This window comes from Pseudoalteromonas sp. KAN5, assembly GCF_022846535.1.
Lineage (GTDB): Bacteria > Pseudomonadota > Gammaproteobacteria > Enterobacterales > Alteromonadaceae > Pseudoalteromonas > Pseudoalteromonas haloplanktis.
In genome coordinates this window covers 610,735-625,762 of the sequence record NZ_AP025589.1, presented here as the reverse complement: position 1 = coordinate 625,762, position 15,028 = coordinate 610,735, and the positions used below count along the sequence as shown (strand labels likewise).

12 protein-coding genes are annotated in these 15,028 nt (G+C 41.2%); 4 read left to right on the top strand and 8 right to left on the bottom strand.

Going from position 1 to position 15,028, the window contains the following annotated elements; all coding sequences use genetic code 11:
* Positions 1 to 15 precede the first annotated feature (15 nt).
* The 8 genes from accD to fabB form a co-directional block, all read right to left on the bottom strand.
* Positions 16 to 891, bottom strand: a complete 876-nt coding sequence (accD, locus tag KAN5_RS02640; protein WP_016710219.1) for an acetyl-CoA carboxylase, carboxyltransferase subunit beta — start codon at positions 889 to 891, stop codon at positions 16 to 18.
* A 160-nt stretch (positions 892 to 1,051) separates the two neighbouring features.
* A complete protein-coding gene (truA, locus tag KAN5_RS02635; protein WP_016710218.1) occupies positions 1,052 to 1,846 on the bottom strand; it encodes a tRNA pseudouridine(38-40) synthase TruA in 795 nt (264 codons plus the stop codon).
* A 158-nt stretch (positions 1,847 to 2,004) separates the two neighbouring features.
* Entirely contained in the window at positions 2,005 to 3,933 is a 1,929-nt protein-coding gene (locus KAN5_RS02630; RefSeq protein WP_244390385.1) for a FimV/HubP family polar landmark protein, read from the bottom strand.
* On the bottom strand, positions 3,896 to 4,294 hold the full coding sequence (locus KAN5_RS02625) for a hypothetical protein (RefSeq protein WP_244390383.1): 399 nt from the start codon (positions 4,292 to 4,294) through the stop codon (positions 3,896 to 3,898). Before KAN5_RS02625 ends, KAN5_RS02630 begins: the two co-directional genes overlap by 38 nt.
* A complete protein-coding gene (locus tag KAN5_RS02620; RefSeq protein ID WP_244390381.1) occupies positions 4,257 to 6,167 on the bottom strand; it encodes a FimV/HubP family polar landmark protein in 1,911 nt (636 codons plus the stop codon). Before KAN5_RS02620 ends, KAN5_RS02625 begins: the two co-directional genes overlap by 38 nt.
* Before the next feature lie 315 nt (positions 6,168 to 6,482).
* The gene (locus KAN5_RS02615; protein WP_016710216.1) at positions 6,483 to 7,499 is read right to left on the bottom strand and encodes an aspartate-semialdehyde dehydrogenase; all 1,017 of its coding nucleotides are present in this window, start codon (positions 7,497 to 7,499) and stop codon (positions 6,483 to 6,485) included.
* Positions 7,500 to 7,550: 51 nt separating this feature from the next.
* Positions 7,551 to 8,669: a 4-phosphoerythronate dehydrogenase gene (locus KAN5_RS02610; protein ID WP_138555979.1), complete on the bottom strand. Its 1,119-nt coding sequence runs from the start codon at positions 8,667 to 8,669 to the stop codon at positions 7,551 to 7,553.
* Positions 8,670 to 8,781: 112 nt separating this feature from the next.
* Positions 8,782 to 9,993 carry a beta-ketoacyl-ACP synthase I gene (fabB, locus tag KAN5_RS02605; RefSeq protein WP_016710214.1) on the bottom strand — a complete coding sequence of 404 codons (1,212 nt, stop codon included), beginning with the start codon at positions 9,991 to 9,993 and terminating at the stop codon, positions 8,782 to 8,784.
* Between the two features lie 181 nt (positions 9,994 to 10,174).
* Between fabB and mnmC the strand changes: the two genes are divergently transcribed.
* The 4 genes from mnmC (at position 10,175) to KAN5_RS02585 (ending at position 15,008) form a co-directional block, all read left to right on the top strand.
* A complete protein-coding gene (mnmC, locus tag KAN5_RS02600; protein ID WP_138555978.1) occupies positions 10,175 to 12,193 on the top strand; it encodes a bifunctional tRNA (5-methylaminomethyl-2-thiouridine)(34)-methyltransferase MnmD/FAD-dependent 5-carboxymethylaminomethyl-2-thiouridine(34) oxidoreductase MnmC in 2,019 nt (672 codons plus the stop codon).
* A 44-nt stretch (positions 12,194 to 12,237) separates the two neighbouring features.
* On the top strand, positions 12,238 to 12,564 hold the full coding sequence (locus KAN5_RS02595) for a hypothetical protein (RefSeq protein ID WP_138555977.1): 327 nt from the start codon (positions 12,238 to 12,240) through the stop codon (positions 12,562 to 12,564).
* Between the two features lie 111 nt (positions 12,565 to 12,675).
* A complete protein-coding gene (locus KAN5_RS02590; RefSeq protein ID WP_138555976.1) occupies positions 12,676 to 13,530 on the top strand; it encodes a transporter substrate-binding domain-containing protein in 855 nt (284 codons plus the stop codon).
* Complete coding sequence (locus KAN5_RS02585; protein ID WP_244390379.1) at positions 13,527 to 15,008, top strand: methyl-accepting chemotaxis protein; 1,482 nt, start codon at positions 13,527 to 13,529, stop codon at positions 15,006 to 15,008. The genes KAN5_RS02590 and KAN5_RS02585 overlap by 4 nt, the downstream gene beginning before the upstream one ends.
* Positions 15,009 to 15,028: the final 20 nt, after the last annotated feature.

Here is a 15,028-nt window from a genome sequence, read left to right as displayed (position 1 = left end):
CAGTTAAGCTGAAATTTACGCTACTCTATGCTCTTGTTCGGTAGAAGGCAAGTTCATAAATTTAGCCAATACACGTGCTAGCGTATCGCGCATCTCACGGCGATCTACAATCATATCAATTGCACCGTGCTCAAGTAAAAACTCACTGCGCTGGAAACCTTCCGGTAACGTTTCACGTACCGTTTGCTCAATAACACGCGGACCCGCAAAACCAATTAATGCCTTTGGCTCTGCAACGTTGATATCACCTAGCATGGCTAATGATGCTGATACACCACCCATGGTCGGATCAGTAAGAACAGAAATAAACGGCAAGCCTTTTTCGCTCATTTTCGCAAGAGCTGCACTAGTTTTAGCCATTTGCATAAGCGACATAAGTGCCTCTTGCATTCGCGCGCCACCAGAAGCAGAAAAACAAATGAGTGGCATATTATGTTCTAAACACTGATCAACTGCGTCAACAAAACGCGCGCCAACCACCGATGCCATTGAACCACCCATAAATGAGAATTCAAATGCAACAGCGGCGACAGGAATACCTTTTAAGCGGCCTTTCATGGCAACTAACGCGTCTTTTTCACCACTGGCTTTCTGCGCAGCAGTAATGCGATCTGAATATTTCTTAGAATCTTTAAATTTTAAAACATCTTTTGGCTCGTGCTCTGCGCCTAATTCTTGACGATCTGCATCATCAAGGAAGTGCTCAAGACGCTTACGACCACTCACACGCATGTGATGATTGCATTTAGGGCATACATTCAGTGATTTTTCTAATTCAGCTTTATATAAAATCGAATCACAATCTGTACATTTTGCCCAAACACCTTCAGGTATCTCTTTACGAGCCGAAGACTTTGTTGTTTTAGGTAGGATTTTTTCTAACCAACTCATTTGCAACTCTCTTAATACTATTCTGTGCTTTGCTGCGTTCCTGCCAAATGATAATTGACAGACAAATTTTTTCAATTAAAACATGAATTACACATAGGCGGTATAAAAAACTGGTCTTAGTAGTGAAATGCCTATGCGAATACGTTCAAAATATCACCCATCAAACTTCAGTATCTGCTAAAAATAATGGCCCCAGCGGCGTTGATGGTATTTCAAACTGCTCAGGGTAATCAACATCTACTAAGTATAAACCCGCTGCTTTTGCTGTCGCACTGGCTTTAGCACGCTCTTTAAAATCAAGTAGTTCTTTAAGCCACACCGGTTGCTGCTTATGTAAACCGATATCCATCAAACACCCTGTGATATTACGTACCATGTGATGTAAAAAAGCATTTGCTTTAATATCAATGATCACATACTCACCTTGGCGCTTTACCGATAAATGATGAATAGTTCGGTTGGCTGTATTAGCTTGACAGTGTAACGCGCGAAACGATGTAAAGTCATGCTCACCGACCAGATACTGACAGGCCTCTTGCATTTTTTTCTCATCAAGCGGGTGGTGAAAATGAGTAACACCTTCATTCATGATTGCGCCACGGTAGGAGGAATTGTAAATCACATAACGGTAGCGTCTTGCTGTCGCGCTAAAGCGAGCATGAAAATCTTCGCTAACAGGTTTAGCAAAACGAATTGCAATATCTTTAGGCAATAAAGTATTCATGCCCATCGTAAATGCAACCATCTCACGCGCAGCATCGGTATCAAAGTGCACAACTTGACCTGTACCATGCACACCCGCATCTGTACGGCCTGCGCAAACGATTTCTACTGGATGATTACAGATACGCGAAAGCGCGGTTTCTACTTCTTGTTGTACACTATTTACATGTGATTGACGTTGCCAACCACTGTAACGGGCGCCGTTGTACTCAACTCCAAGTGCTACTCGCATAATTACTGCTTTACCTACTGTACTAAAGGACGGGCATTTTATGCTATATGCTAATCTAATAAAAGTAACTCATTACAAATTAGCAGTGTTGTCTTTCTTAAAGCTAACGCATTTTGATGAAAAAAGGGTATAAACTGCGTTTATACCCTTTTGTTAATTTAAGCTAATTTGGCTTTTAAACTAAGCGCTTCTTCTTGCACTTCTTCAGGCCCATTGGCAATCACATCCTCAATAGCATCCAGAGCTGCGTCCATGTCACCTATTTCTATATAAGCTCGCGCTAAATCTAGTTTAGCTGAAAAACCGCCGCTTTCTAAATCAACATCTGTTGGGTTATCCCCCGCTAACAAAGCGTCGAACTCACTCAGACCGACATCCATATTTACATCATCATAAGGCTCATGATCTAAGTTTGCGTCATCACTTTGTTCAATCAATGCATCTATATCTACAAATTCTTCGGTAGTCTCATCTTCATTTGTTGGCGCAGTAACAACCTCGTCAACTTGCTCAGGCAAGTCCATTTCATCAGCTGTTGAAAACTCTTCTAATTCAGCAAGATCTTCACTTAACAACGCATTAAAATCAACTTCAAAGTCACTGCTTTCATCAATTTCTAGCGACTCAGGTTCAGCTAACTCACTGAGTAATGCATCAAAATCAGTTTGCGTTAAATCAGCCATAAAGTCGTCATCAAGCTGATCGTCTGACAGTTCATTTTGCTGTGGATCTAAACTATCATCCAATACAGGTGGCTGCTTTAAAGACTCGTCTAACTCGATCGCTGACTCAATTGCATCGTCAATATTTTCATCCGCCGTAAGCGCATCGCTAAGCTGTGGCTCTTCGCTTGATGGGATATCATCAGCAAGCAACTCATCTTCAATTAATAATTCATCGTCAAAGTCTTGCTCTAAGCTATCTAAATCTTGTCCTGTCGCCATGGCGTTGGCCAGATCTTGCTCTGCTTGACTAAGTTGTAGCTCGGGCGTATCAGCATTAGAGTCATCTAACGTTTCGCTACCTTCACTCTCTTCATCATCAAGTTCAAGCTCAGGGTATTCATCAAGCTCCACGCTTGGGGTCACTGTTTCTGTGTTAAGCGGTTCATCTGCTAATGCAAGATCAAACTCGTCTGCAAGCTCTTCATCTGCAAGCGGGTCATCGCCCAAGTCTATTTCAACTTCCTCAATTTCATCATTGAGTTCATCATTCAATTCATCAACGTCAGACCATTCTGGCGGCTCTACATAATCATCTTCTTGCTGTAGCTCATTGAGTAAGTCATCAACACTTTTGAGTGATGGATCGTCATATTCATCGAGTAAATCGTCTTCATCGAGTAGCTCATCTGTTGATTCTTCACTCGATTGCGCCAATAAATCATCTGTATCTATAATCTCTGACTCAGGTTCTAATTCATCAACAAGACTAGAAGCGATTGATTCAACATCTTCAACATCAAGCTCATCTTCTACATTCGATAACTCTTCCATCGAATCTGCAAGTGCTTCATCAAGCTGCGTGTTATGTGTGTCATCCGCTAAACTTTCAATATCCCCTAAATCAAGTTCATCTTCGGCTTCGATAGGCTCTATGCCAGCTTCAGGCTCAGAGTGTGTATCAGCAGTTTGATCTAATAAGCTATCAATATCGCCAAAATCAAATTCATCGTTGTCTTCAACAAGCTCAGGCTCTGCTGGGCTGTCTTCACCAGCAGCTTCATCAACTAATTCGTCGAGTTCATCAACATCTAATGTGTCATCTTCCTCAGCTAGTTCTGCCACTGCTGAGCTGTCATCACCCGCAGCTTCATCTATTAATTCGTCGATGTCATCTAAATCAAACTCGTCGTCTTCTTCAACAAGCTCAGGCTCTGCGGCACTCTCTTCACTTGCAGCTTCGTCAATCAAGCCGTCGATGTCATCTAAATCAAACTCATCGTCTTCTTCAACTAGTTCAGGCTCTGCGGCACTGTCTTCACCCGCGGTTTCATCAGCTAATGTGTCGATGTCACCTAAGTCAAACTCATCGTCTTCTTCAACTAGTTCAGGCTCTGCGGCACTCTTTTTCACTTGCAGTTTCATTGACTAATTCGTCGATGTCATCTAAATCGAATTCATCATCTTCTTCAACAAGTTCAGGCTCTGCGGCACTGCCTTCACCCGCGGTTTCATCAGCTAATGTGTCGATGTCATCTAAGTCAAACTCATCGTCTTCTTCAACTAGTTCAGGCTCTGCGGCACTCTTTTCACTTGCAGCTTCGTCAATCAAGCCATCGATGTCATCTAAATCGAATTCATCGTCTTCTTCAACTAGTTCAGGCTCTGCGGCACTCTTTTCACTTGCAGCTTCGTCAATCAAGCCATCGATGTCATCTAAATCGAATTCATCGTCTTCTTCAACAAGCTCAGGCTCTGCGGCACTCTTTTTCACTTGCAGTTTCATTGACTAATTCGTCGATGTCATCTAAATCGAATTCATCATCTTCTTCAACAAGTTCAGGCTCTGCGGCACTCTTTTCACTTGCAGCTTCGTCAATCAAGCCGTCGATGTCATCTAAGTCAAATTCATCGTCTTCTTCAACTAGTTCAGGCTCTGCGGCACTCTTTTCACTTGCAGCTTCGTCAATCAAGCCGTCGATGTCATCTAAGTCAAATTCATCGTCTTCTTCAACTAGTTCAGGCTCAGCGGCACTCTCTTCACTTGCAGCTTCGTCAATCAAGCCATCGATGTCATCTAAATCAAACTCATCGTCTTCTTCAACTAGTTCAGGCTCTGCGGCACTCTTTTCACTTGCAGCTTCGTCAATCAAGCCGTCGATGTCATCTAAATCAAACTCATCGTCTTCTTCAACTAGTTCAGGCTCTGCTGAGGTTGATTTATTAGTACTTTGCTCGTCGATCAAGGCGTCGATGTCAAAATCACCACTTTCACCTGCTAATTCTTCACTGAGTGCAGCTAATTCATCATCTGAGTCATCTTCTTCGGCCACTACAGGCTCATCGCTATCATTTGCGAAGAGATCATCTAAATCAGCAGCACTCAAGATACCGCCATCATCAGAATCCGTCTTCATATCTAAATCGATATCGTCACCCAAACTATCATCATCTGTTTGGTCAAAATCTTGTTGCATGAAAATATCGAGCTCATCTTCTTGCTCTTTATTTTCATCATCAAATACGATGTCATCGCTCAGTAAACCATCGAGTTCATCTTGATTTAATAAGCTATCCCCATCTTCAAATTCATCATCAATGTTGTCATCAAAAATAATGTCGTCATCGTCTGGTAAAATATCGTCATTCACATCGTCCAACTGCACACTTAAATCATCAAGATCATTGGGCACTGGATCAGGAATAATGGGGTCAAGTGGAGGGCCTACATCATCAATATCATCTGCGGTATAACTTGGGCTTTGCGGTAAAAATTCATCATCACCTGCACTCTCATCTTGGCTGTTATTACGTTTACGTAAAAACATGATAATGGCAAAGATGACCAACAAGGCAGGTATAGTCATTAATAGTATGAGAACTAGCGGGTTGGCTAATAGTCCAGCAAAACTAAACTCGCTAGTCTCTTCGAGCTTTTTTGCATTTTGTTGCTCTATAATTTCATTTTGCTTGGCGATTAATTCTTTTAATTGTCGTTGAATTTCACTGTCTTGGCCGAGTTGCTCGCGAATGCTCTCAAGCTCTTTAGAAACTCCTGTAAGCTGCTGCTTTAGTTTATTATTCTCAACTAATATCTCTTCAACATTATCCACTGATGACTTGAACTGTTTTTGCAGTTCGACCAGTTGCGTACCTTGCTGCGCTTTAATACTGTTGATTTCTTGTTTTAATTCTTGTTTTGCTTCATCAACATCAACTTTACGCGCTTGAGTAACTTTCTTTTGTGATGCGGTTATTTCGCTTGTTGTCAGTGTGCCGTTTTTCTTTTTTTCCCATAACTCATCATCCTGCTCAGAGCGTTGCTTTGCCAATTCAGGGCTTACAGCTTGCATCTCAGCTAATGTAGGGATTTTTAGATACGCGCCATCACGCATATGATTCAGGTTTTGATCTAGAAATGACTGAGGGTTTTTTTCATAAAAAGCCTGCATAACCTGATAAATACTTACCGAGTTATCTGGTCGTACTTTTGCTGCAATACGCCATAATGTATCAGTCGGCTTTATTGGCCCAATTGAACGTCCTTGAACGCCATAGTCAACGCCTTTAGGCCCTTTTAATTGAGCTCCGTCTTGGGAGTATATCGGTGTTACCACCAATGCAGACGCTAATAAGAGGAGTGAAGCTAAACCGCGCATGCTGATCCTTTAATGTTTAAATGTTAACGCAGCACCTAACAATTAGGCACTTAAACATTGATTATTTCTAACAGAAATAACTTACATAAATAGTTAATTAAATTTTTATTGCAAGCTCTATTCCAGTTGCAGACTATAAACCAGTTGCAGTCTAATATCCATCGCAACACTTTGATACGTAATGGCTTAAAATTTCTCAGCTGAAAGAGTTTGTTTTCGTTAAGATTAAGTTTATACGCTTTTAGCTGCTATGCGGCAATTATTTGGCGGTTAAAAAATAAAAAAGCGGCAAATTGCCGCTTTTTTAATCTTTTATTAAAGGTAGTTAGCTATTAGCTCTTCAGCTATTTGCACACTATTAGTCGCAGCACCTTTACGGGTGTTATCACTAACAACCCACATATTTAAGCCGTGGGGATGAGAAATATCTTGGCGTAAACGACCAACATACACAGTATCGTTACCACTGGCATCTGATACAGGTGTTGGGTAATCCCCTTCATCATCAATTAACTCAAGACCTGGGGCATCATTCAATAGCTGTTTAACATGTTCAAAGTCATATGGCATACGCGTTTCAAGGTTAATTGCTTCACTATGACCAAAGAAAACAGGTACTCGTACACAAGTCGGGTTAACCGCAATAGTAGTATCACCTAATATTTTGTGAGTTTCGTTAACCATTTTCATTTCTTCGCGGGTGTAACCGTTATCTTCAAACACATCAATTTGTGGAATGACGTTAAACGCTATTTGCTTTGGAAATAATTGGTTATCTATTGGGCGCGCATTCATTAAATTAGCAGTTTGTTTAGCAAGTTCATCAACCGCTTGTTTACCCGCACCAGACACTGCTTGATAAGTTGATACATTGATACGATCAATGCCATAAGCATCATAAATTGGTTTTAACGCCACCATCATTTGAATAGTTGAACAATTTGGATTAGCGATGATGTTGCGATTTCTAAAATCAGCAAGACTTGCAGCGTTAACCTCTGGTACAACTAATGGCACTTCAAAGTCGTTTCTAAAATGTGAGGTGTTATCAATTACAATACAACCTGCATCAGCTGCTATCGGTGCGTATTTTTCTGACACACTTGCCCCTGCCGAGAACAAGCCGATATGTGCTTGGCTAAAGTCAAACCCTTCAACATCTTGCACTTCGATAGTTTCACCACGAAATTTAATATCTTCACCGGCACTGCGGCTACTTGCCAATAGAAATAATTGATCAACAGGAAACTTACGATCTTCTAACGTTTCAATAATTTGGCGACCAACAAGGCCTGTAGCGCCAAGTACGGCAACATTATATTTTTGTGACATGTGTATTCCTCGTTTAACAACCGCCATTATGGCCGCTGCTTAAATTTTAAATTATTCGACTACGAAACCAAGCCCAGATAAAAGCGCTTTATTGTGTTTCGCGCCTGCAATAGTTACAGTGCTAAATTCACGACGGATCGGGTACTTTTTGCGTAAACTATCAAATCCATCCGTTGCTAGGTTACGGCGTAAAATACCGTCATCACGACGAACATCGTAAACAGCATGGATCAATTGACCTAAGTCAGCAAAACTGAACGTTTCTTGTAATGTGATTTGGGTAATAGCCGGCGTTGGTAAAAAATCAGCTAAGGTTTTATTTGCTTGCACACCTTTGTGTACACACAATTTTTGATACAGCATTTGTGTGCCACGAGCTTTACCCTCTAGTGTATGTCCTGCTATATGTACACTGGCATAGCGCACATATTCGAGTAGCTCTGTGAGTATGGTCGGCTCGTTTTCCCATACATCTAACACTAAATCCAATTGAGCACCGTTTTGCATCACTTCTAACAAGGCTTTATTATCAATGACATCACCACGACTGGCATTGATCACTGTCATGCCTGATTTAAGTGAAGCTAATCGCACTTTATCCAGTAAATGTAAGGTTTTATGTTTGCCCGTGGTCACCAATGGGACATGAAAAGTAACAATATCAGCTTTAGCGAGGAGTGTATCAATGTCGATATGCTCTGCTAATTGCCCTGCTTCATGCTTAGGCGGATCACACAGCAACACGTTGACATCAAGAGCTGCAAGCTTCTCTCGTAAACAACTCCCTATGTTGCCAACACCAACTATACCGATGGTTTTTCCCTCTAAGCTAGTTGCATTTTCTTGGCACAATGCAAACAAACTGCTAATCACATACTCAGCAACCGCAACAGCATTACAGCCAGGGGCACTGGTAAAAGAGATATTACGTTGATTGAGTAAATCGGTATCAATGTGATCAATGCCAATCGTTGCCGTGCCTACAAATTGTAATTTATCAGCGTGACTTAACAACGCTTGGTTCACAAGTGTGACTGAGCGAGTTAATAATACATCAACATCAATTAGCTGTTCACTTTGCAATGTACGACCGTCAAAACGCGTTACTTCACCAAAATCAGCAAAGTACTGCTCAACGAGTGGCATGTTTTGATCCGCAAGAATTTTCATTAACAAGTCCAGTTGACACGAAGAGGCGCTATTGTAACGAACCTCAGCCACTTTTGAAAACGAAAAAGCCGAGCAAGTTGCTCGGCTTCTAAACTAATTCGTCTTGACTAAATTAGCCTTTGTACTTGCTCATTACTAATGTAGCGTTAGTACCACCAAAACCGAAGCTGTTAGACATAACAGTATTTAGTTCAACGTCTTTACGCTCAGTAACAATGTTTAAGCCTGCGGCTTGCTCATCTAGCTCATCAATATTAATTGATGGTGCAACAAAACCATGTTCAAGCATAAGCAATGAGAAAATAGCTTCATGAACACCAGCGGCACCTAATGCGTGGCCTGTCATTGCTTTCGTTGCGCTGATCATTGGTGAATTACTACCAAATACTTCTTGAATTGCGCCAAGCTCTTTAACATCACCAACCGGTGTTGATGTGCCATGAGTATTTAAGTAATCAATGCTATCTACGCCTTGCATTGCTTGACGCATACAACGCGCCGCACCTTCACCTGACGGAGCAACCATGTCATAACCATCTGATGTCGCACCATAACCAACTATTTCAGCATAAATGTGAGCACCACGTGCAAGCGCGTGCTCAAGCTCTTCAACAACGACAATACCGCCGCCGCCAGAGATAACAAAACCATCACGATTAGCATCGTAAGTACGAGAGGCTTTTTCTGGTGTTTCATTATATTTAGTTGAAAGTGCACCCATAGCGTCAAATTCCATTGCTAGAGTCCAGTGTAGCTCTTCACCACCACCGGCAAAAACAACGTCTTGCTTGCCTAGCTGAATTTGTTCTACAGCGTTGCCAATACAATGCGCAGACGTCGCACATGCTGAACTGATTGAGTAGTTAACACCTTTAATTTTAAACGGTGTCGCTAAACATGCAGAAGTCGTACTGGCCATAGTACGTGGCACCATATAAGGGCCTACACGTTTAACGCCTTTTTCGCGTAAAATGTCAGCTGCTTCTACTTGCCATTTAGATGAGCCGCCACCAGAACCAACAATGATCCCTGTACGTTCATTTGATACTTGCTCATCTGACAAGCCTGAATCTGCAATCGCTTCAGCCATTGAAATATACGAATAGGCTGCGGCATCGCCCATAAAGCGCATTGCTTTACGGTCAACAAACTCTTTAACGTCAATATCAATTTTGCCTGATACGTTACTGCGTAAATTATATTCAGCAAATTCAGGGTTAAAAGCAATCCCGCTTTTCCCTGTTTTTAACGATTCTAACACTTCTTCTTTGTTGTTGCCGATGCTTGAAACAACACCGATGCCCGTAATAACGGCTCTTCTCATGGGTAATTACCTTAGCTTGATACTAAATTGTGATCTATTTTACGCTGAATTTTATAACTAAGTGGTCAGCTTTCTAGCGTACACATGTACTCTGAACGTATAGCTTATAAATAACGCCAGACTATTTCAAAGAAAACACGTAAAATAATGAAAAAAAGTACTCTTTAATTAATTGCATGCCATGATCAAAAACGCTGATATTCACTTTAATCACTTAGGCACTCCCGTTGCCAATAACTTCGACGACGTTTATTTTTCTAACGACGACGGTCTGGCAGAGTCCAATTACGTGTTCTATCAACAAAATGATATTCCCAGACGATTACAAAATCATGACCGATCACATTTTGTTATTGCTGAAACTGGCTTTGGTACTGGGCTTAACTTTCTTAATACGTGGCTGCAATTTAAAACTCACTTAGCCAATAGGCAGCATGACGAGAATAAAGTTCAAAATCAACAAAACGTTAACCGACTCTATTTTATTTCTTTTGAAAAGTATCCCATTAAGAAAAGTGATTTAGCGACTGCATTACAAGCATGGCCTGAACTGGCACTATTGAGTAAACAACTCTTACAGAATTACCCAATTAACTTGGCAGGCTGCCATCGCCTTGAATTTGATAACGGCTGCGTTGTTCTCGATTTATATTTTGGGGATGTACAAGAGTCGATTAATAATATGGCTTATAACCAATTAGGGCTGATTGATGCTTGGTATTTAGATGGTTTTGCACCGAGTAAAAATCCCGACATGTGGCAACAAAGCTTATTTCAGCGCATGGTTGATATTTCTCGTAATAATGCCACCTTAGCAACCTTCACTGCCGCAGGGTTTGTACGCAGAGGGTTAATTGCAGCAGGCTTTGAAGTGCAAAAAGCCAAAGGGTATGGCCGCAAACGAGAAATGCTAACGGGCAAGTTAGCGCAAGCAAATAGCACACATTCAGCTCCGCCTTATTTTGCTAATCAAGCAAGTCAATTAACCAATGTTGCAGTTATAGGCGGGGGGATTGCCAGTAGTGCGGCGCTTTATAGCTTGGCGAAGCGAGGAATTAAGAGCCAATTATTTTGTCAAGATAGTCAACTTGCAATGGGCGCGTCTCATAATGTGCAAGGGGCTGTTTATCCTCATTTGCAAGCCAAAAATTCGCCACACAGTGAATTTTTTGCGCATAGTTTTTTATATGCAAAGCGTTTGTATCAGCAATTAACGACTAATGGCTATAGCTTTGACCATCAATGGTGCGGAGTGCTGCAACACGCTGTTAAGCAGCCTTTAGCAGAGCGCCATCTAAATATTGAAACCAAACAACTTTGGCCCAATGCGTTAATGCACAGTGTGACCCCAGAGCAGGCGGATGAAATAGCGGGGGTTGAGTCTGGTTACGCAGGGGTGTATTTTCCCTTAGCTGGTTGGGTTAACCCGCCGCAACTAGTTAACGCTCTCTTTGAGCAAGCACGTGCCCTGTCTGATATACAAAGTCACTTTAACTGTGACATCGACACACTTGAAAAAACACCCAATGGTTGGATACTCAAAAGTGAGCAAGCACAATTCGGCCCATTTAGTGATGTTATTATTTGCGCTGGCGAGCATAGTGATCGTTTTACACAAACTAAAGCACTGCCCATTGTAGGGGTGCGAGGTCAGGTATCCCATGTACAAGCAAGCGAGGCGTCTAAAAAACTTAAAACGGTACTGTGTCATAAAGGGTATTTTACGCCAGCCTATTTAGGTAAACATTGCATGGGAGCGACATTTGAAAAAAACTCAAAAAGCCGCGAAGTCACTGAACAAGACAATGTCAAAAATCGCGACCAGCTGCTTAATTTTTACGGCCATTGTGAGTTTGCGACCAGTTTAGGTGAAATAAATTCAGCCAAAGCGGCTGTTCGATGTAGTTTTATTGATCACCTACCAATGGCTGGGGAATGGGCAGAGCAAACCGATTATGTAACTGCGTTTGCAAACCTACGCTTGGGTAAGCGCTATCAGTATCAGCCATTACAACAACCCCAACAAGGCTTACACATACTTACGGGCTTTGGCGCCCGAGGCTTATGTAGTGCACCATTAGCAGCAGAGCATTTAATTGCCCATTTAAATAATGAGCCAAGCCCGCTGAGTGAGCGCGTAAGCCAAGCAATTCATCCTGCACGTTTTTTAGTGCGTGACTTAATTCGTAATAAAATTTAGTGTAAGTGCTTTATAAATAAAATTCAGTTTGCAAGAGGCATAATGTGAAAAAACTAATACGGGCTACGCTGATAATACTCACGTTTACTGCATTTTCGAGTGATGCAGGTTTAAGCTCAGTCCCTTTGCCGAATGACTTTAAATCAACCTTACAAATTGCCGATGACTACCCGCTCGTACAAACGGGTTATTCTGCGCAATCAGTTACTGATGTTGCAAAGTTTTACCTTTTAAAGCTTGGTGAACCACAATTAACGCGAGGTAATAATACACGCATGACGTTATTTTACGCGTCAGGAAGTGACAATATCCGTATTAGTCTTTATGCAAATGACTATAAAACAGAGATTGCCATCATGGTTACCAAGTGATCGCTTTTTGACCTTGCGGCACGTTGAATACGTATGCATATAACAAAAGGTTGAGCCGAATATAAAACAATCGTAGTTTGTAATTTACACAATTATAACAATACGATTTTTATGCATTATTTACTCTTAAGCTTAATACTCTTCATCAGCTTTGTTAGCTATGGCGAGCCTGTAAAATTACAAAGTTACTCAAAGGATACATCCCTCCCCCATAAATTATTAATTGCAGCATTGGATAATGCAAACTTGGACTATGTTCACCCATACGAAAGTGATAAAGACATTTCAAATGCGCGTATTTTAAATGATGTAAAGATAGGTCAGCTCGATGTCATGTGGAGCATGACCTCGCAATCCCTTGAGCAAGATTACCAAGCGATATACATCCCACTTTTTAGAGGCCTTCTGGGTATGCGCTTAGCAGTTGTCACCGAGCAAAATGCCGATCTTTTTAAACAGATAAGTAACTTAAATGACTTAAAAAGGTTTAGTGCAGGTCAAGGTAAAACGTGGCCAGACACTACAATTTTAAAAGAAAATGGCCTGAATGTAGTCACTACTCTAAAGTATCCAAACCTATTCCCAATGCTTGAAGGTGGGCGATTCGATTATTTTCCACGTGGCGTCAATGAGCCCTGGGATGAGCTAATCAATTATCAGGATTTAAACTTAACCGTCGACCCATACATACTATTAAAATACACCGCACCACTGTATTTTTTTGTTGCCAAGGAGAATACACAACTTGCAAATAAGCTCACACAATCGCTTAATAACATGATTGCCGATGGCAGTTTTAATCGCATGTTTTTTAACGACAGTCAGGTACAAATGGTATTGCAAAAAGCTAACTTGCAGCAGCGGACAATTATTCCATTAAACAACCCTAACCTAAGCTCAATGACCCCACTTTCCCGCCCAGAACTTTGGTTCGACCCACTTAAAGAGAGAACCGTAACAAAATGAAATCATTACAATATAAAATAATTATCGCGCTCAGCATTTGCCTAGTTATCATTTTTTCTTTCGTTGTTAGTGTTAATTATTACCTATTAAAAAATAGTGAAACTGGGCAATGGCAAGAAAACATAACCGCATTGGATCAACAATTAACCGTGATCTTAGCTGAGCCCGTTTTTTCATACGATAAACCACTGATTACACAAATTATAAATGCCTTCGCAAATAACCATAACATTCAACATATAGAAGTCGTTGATCATCGTAACAAGCTGCTAGGTGTAGTTGGTCAAAAAAACAATGGCCAAGATTTACTTACTCACCAATTACCTTTATTTACTGCTGAACAAGCAATTGGCGCAATCAACATTAAATATAGCCAAGATAAGCTCAATGAAGGTATTTTTAAAGCGGTGCAAACCATGGTGATCACTTTGGCTATTTCATTTTTACTGCTCGGTGTGACCCTCATTTACGTGTGCCGTTTTATCATTATTAAACCCATTGTTGGTGTAAACCAACTTGTTGATGAATTAGTACGCGGCGGCGGTGATTTAACCCAACGTATTAACTATCAATCGAGTGATGAAATTGGCTATTTAGTCGCAGGTTTTAATCGCTTTATTAACGAGGTTCAGCAAATCATTGCCAACCTCGGTAAAACAGCCACAGAGCTGGAGATCATTGCAGGCTCTGTAAATGAGGCCACGGTCAGATCTAAATATGAAGCAGAGCAAGAATATGCACTAACTGATGCCGCTACCTTATCATTAAGCCAACTTAGCGAAGCAACCAAAGAAATTGCATTTGGTGCAACCCAAACAGCAGATCAGACAGCCAAAGTACAAAGCTTATGTCAAGAAGGACAGTTAAGTATGGGTAATAACAGTACTTTGATCCATGAGCTAGAAAAACAATTAGATCATACCGCAAGTGTGGTTGAACAACTTGACAGTCGCAGTAATGAAATAAGCCAAGTGCTCGACGTCATCAAAAACATTGCCGAGCAAACAAACTTACTTGCGCTTAATGCGGCGATTGAAGCTGCCAGAGCTGGGGAGTCCGGTCGAGGATTTGCCGTGGTGGCCGATGAAGTTCGTGCACTGGCGAGTAAGACATATCATTCCACATCTGAAATTGAGGCCATTATTGGTGCACTACAAACCAACGCCAGCGAATGCGTAGCCGCTTCTCAAAAAAGCAAACACGTTAGCAGCCAAGTAATTGTAGCCAATGAGCAAAGCCAGCATGTGTTTCACAATATTGCGCAACAAGTTGACGAAATAAATCTGATGAATGAACGAATAGCTGCCAGTTCAGAGCAGCAAACACTAACCACACAAGGGATTTTAGTCACGATGGAAAAGATCAACTTTGGGGCAAAATCACTAGCTCAAGAAGCTGAACACCTTGATGTGACGATAAAACAGCTTAACGACTTAGAAAAAGGTATTGTACAAAAATTAGGGTTATTTAAATATTAAAAATAATTGGCCTGCTGTTT

What these genes read in the sequence shown, in the direction of transcription:
- accD (WP_016710219.1), bottom strand. Translation starts at nt 891, where the DNA reads ATGAGTTGGTTAGAAAAAATCCTACCTAAAACAACAAAGTCTTCGGCT.
- truA (WP_016710218.1), bottom strand. Translation starts at nt 1,846, where the DNA reads ATGCGAGTAGCACTTGGAGTTGAGTACAACGGCGCCCGTTACAGTGGT.
- KAN5_RS02630 (WP_244390385.1), bottom strand. Translation starts at nt 3,933, where the DNA reads ATGAAACTGCAAGTGAAAAAGAGTGCCGCAGAGCCTGAACTAGTTGAA.
- KAN5_RS02625 (WP_244390383.1), bottom strand. Translation starts at nt 4,294, where the DNA reads ATGAAACTGCAAGTGAAAAAGAGTGCCGCAGAGCCTGAGCTTGTTGAA.
- KAN5_RS02620 (WP_244390381.1), bottom strand. Translation starts at nt 6,167, where the DNA reads ATGCGCGGTTTAGCTTCACTCCTCTTATTAGCGTCTGCATTGGTGGTA.
- KAN5_RS02615 (WP_016710216.1), bottom strand. Translation starts at nt 7,499, where the DNA reads ATGTCACAAAAATATAATGTTGCCGTACTTGGCGCTACAGGCCTTGTT.
- KAN5_RS02610 (WP_138555979.1), bottom strand. Translation starts at nt 8,669, where the DNA reads ATGAAAATTCTTGCGGATCAAAACATGCCACTCGTTGAGCAGTACTTT.
- fabB (WP_016710214.1), bottom strand. Translation starts at nt 9,993, where the DNA reads ATGAGAAGAGCCGTTATTACGGGCATCGGTGTTGTTTCAAGCATCGGC.
- mnmC (WP_138555978.1), top strand. Translation starts at nt 10,175, where the DNA reads ATGATCAAAAACGCTGATATTCACTTTAATCACTTAGGCACTCCCGTT.
- KAN5_RS02590 (WP_138555976.1), top strand. Translation starts at nt 12,676, where the DNA reads ATGCATTATTTACTCTTAAGCTTAATACTCTTCATCAGCTTTGTTAGC.
- KAN5_RS02585 (WP_244390379.1), top strand. Translation starts at nt 13,527, where the DNA reads ATGAAATCATTACAATATAAAATAATTATCGCGCTCAGCATTTGCCTA.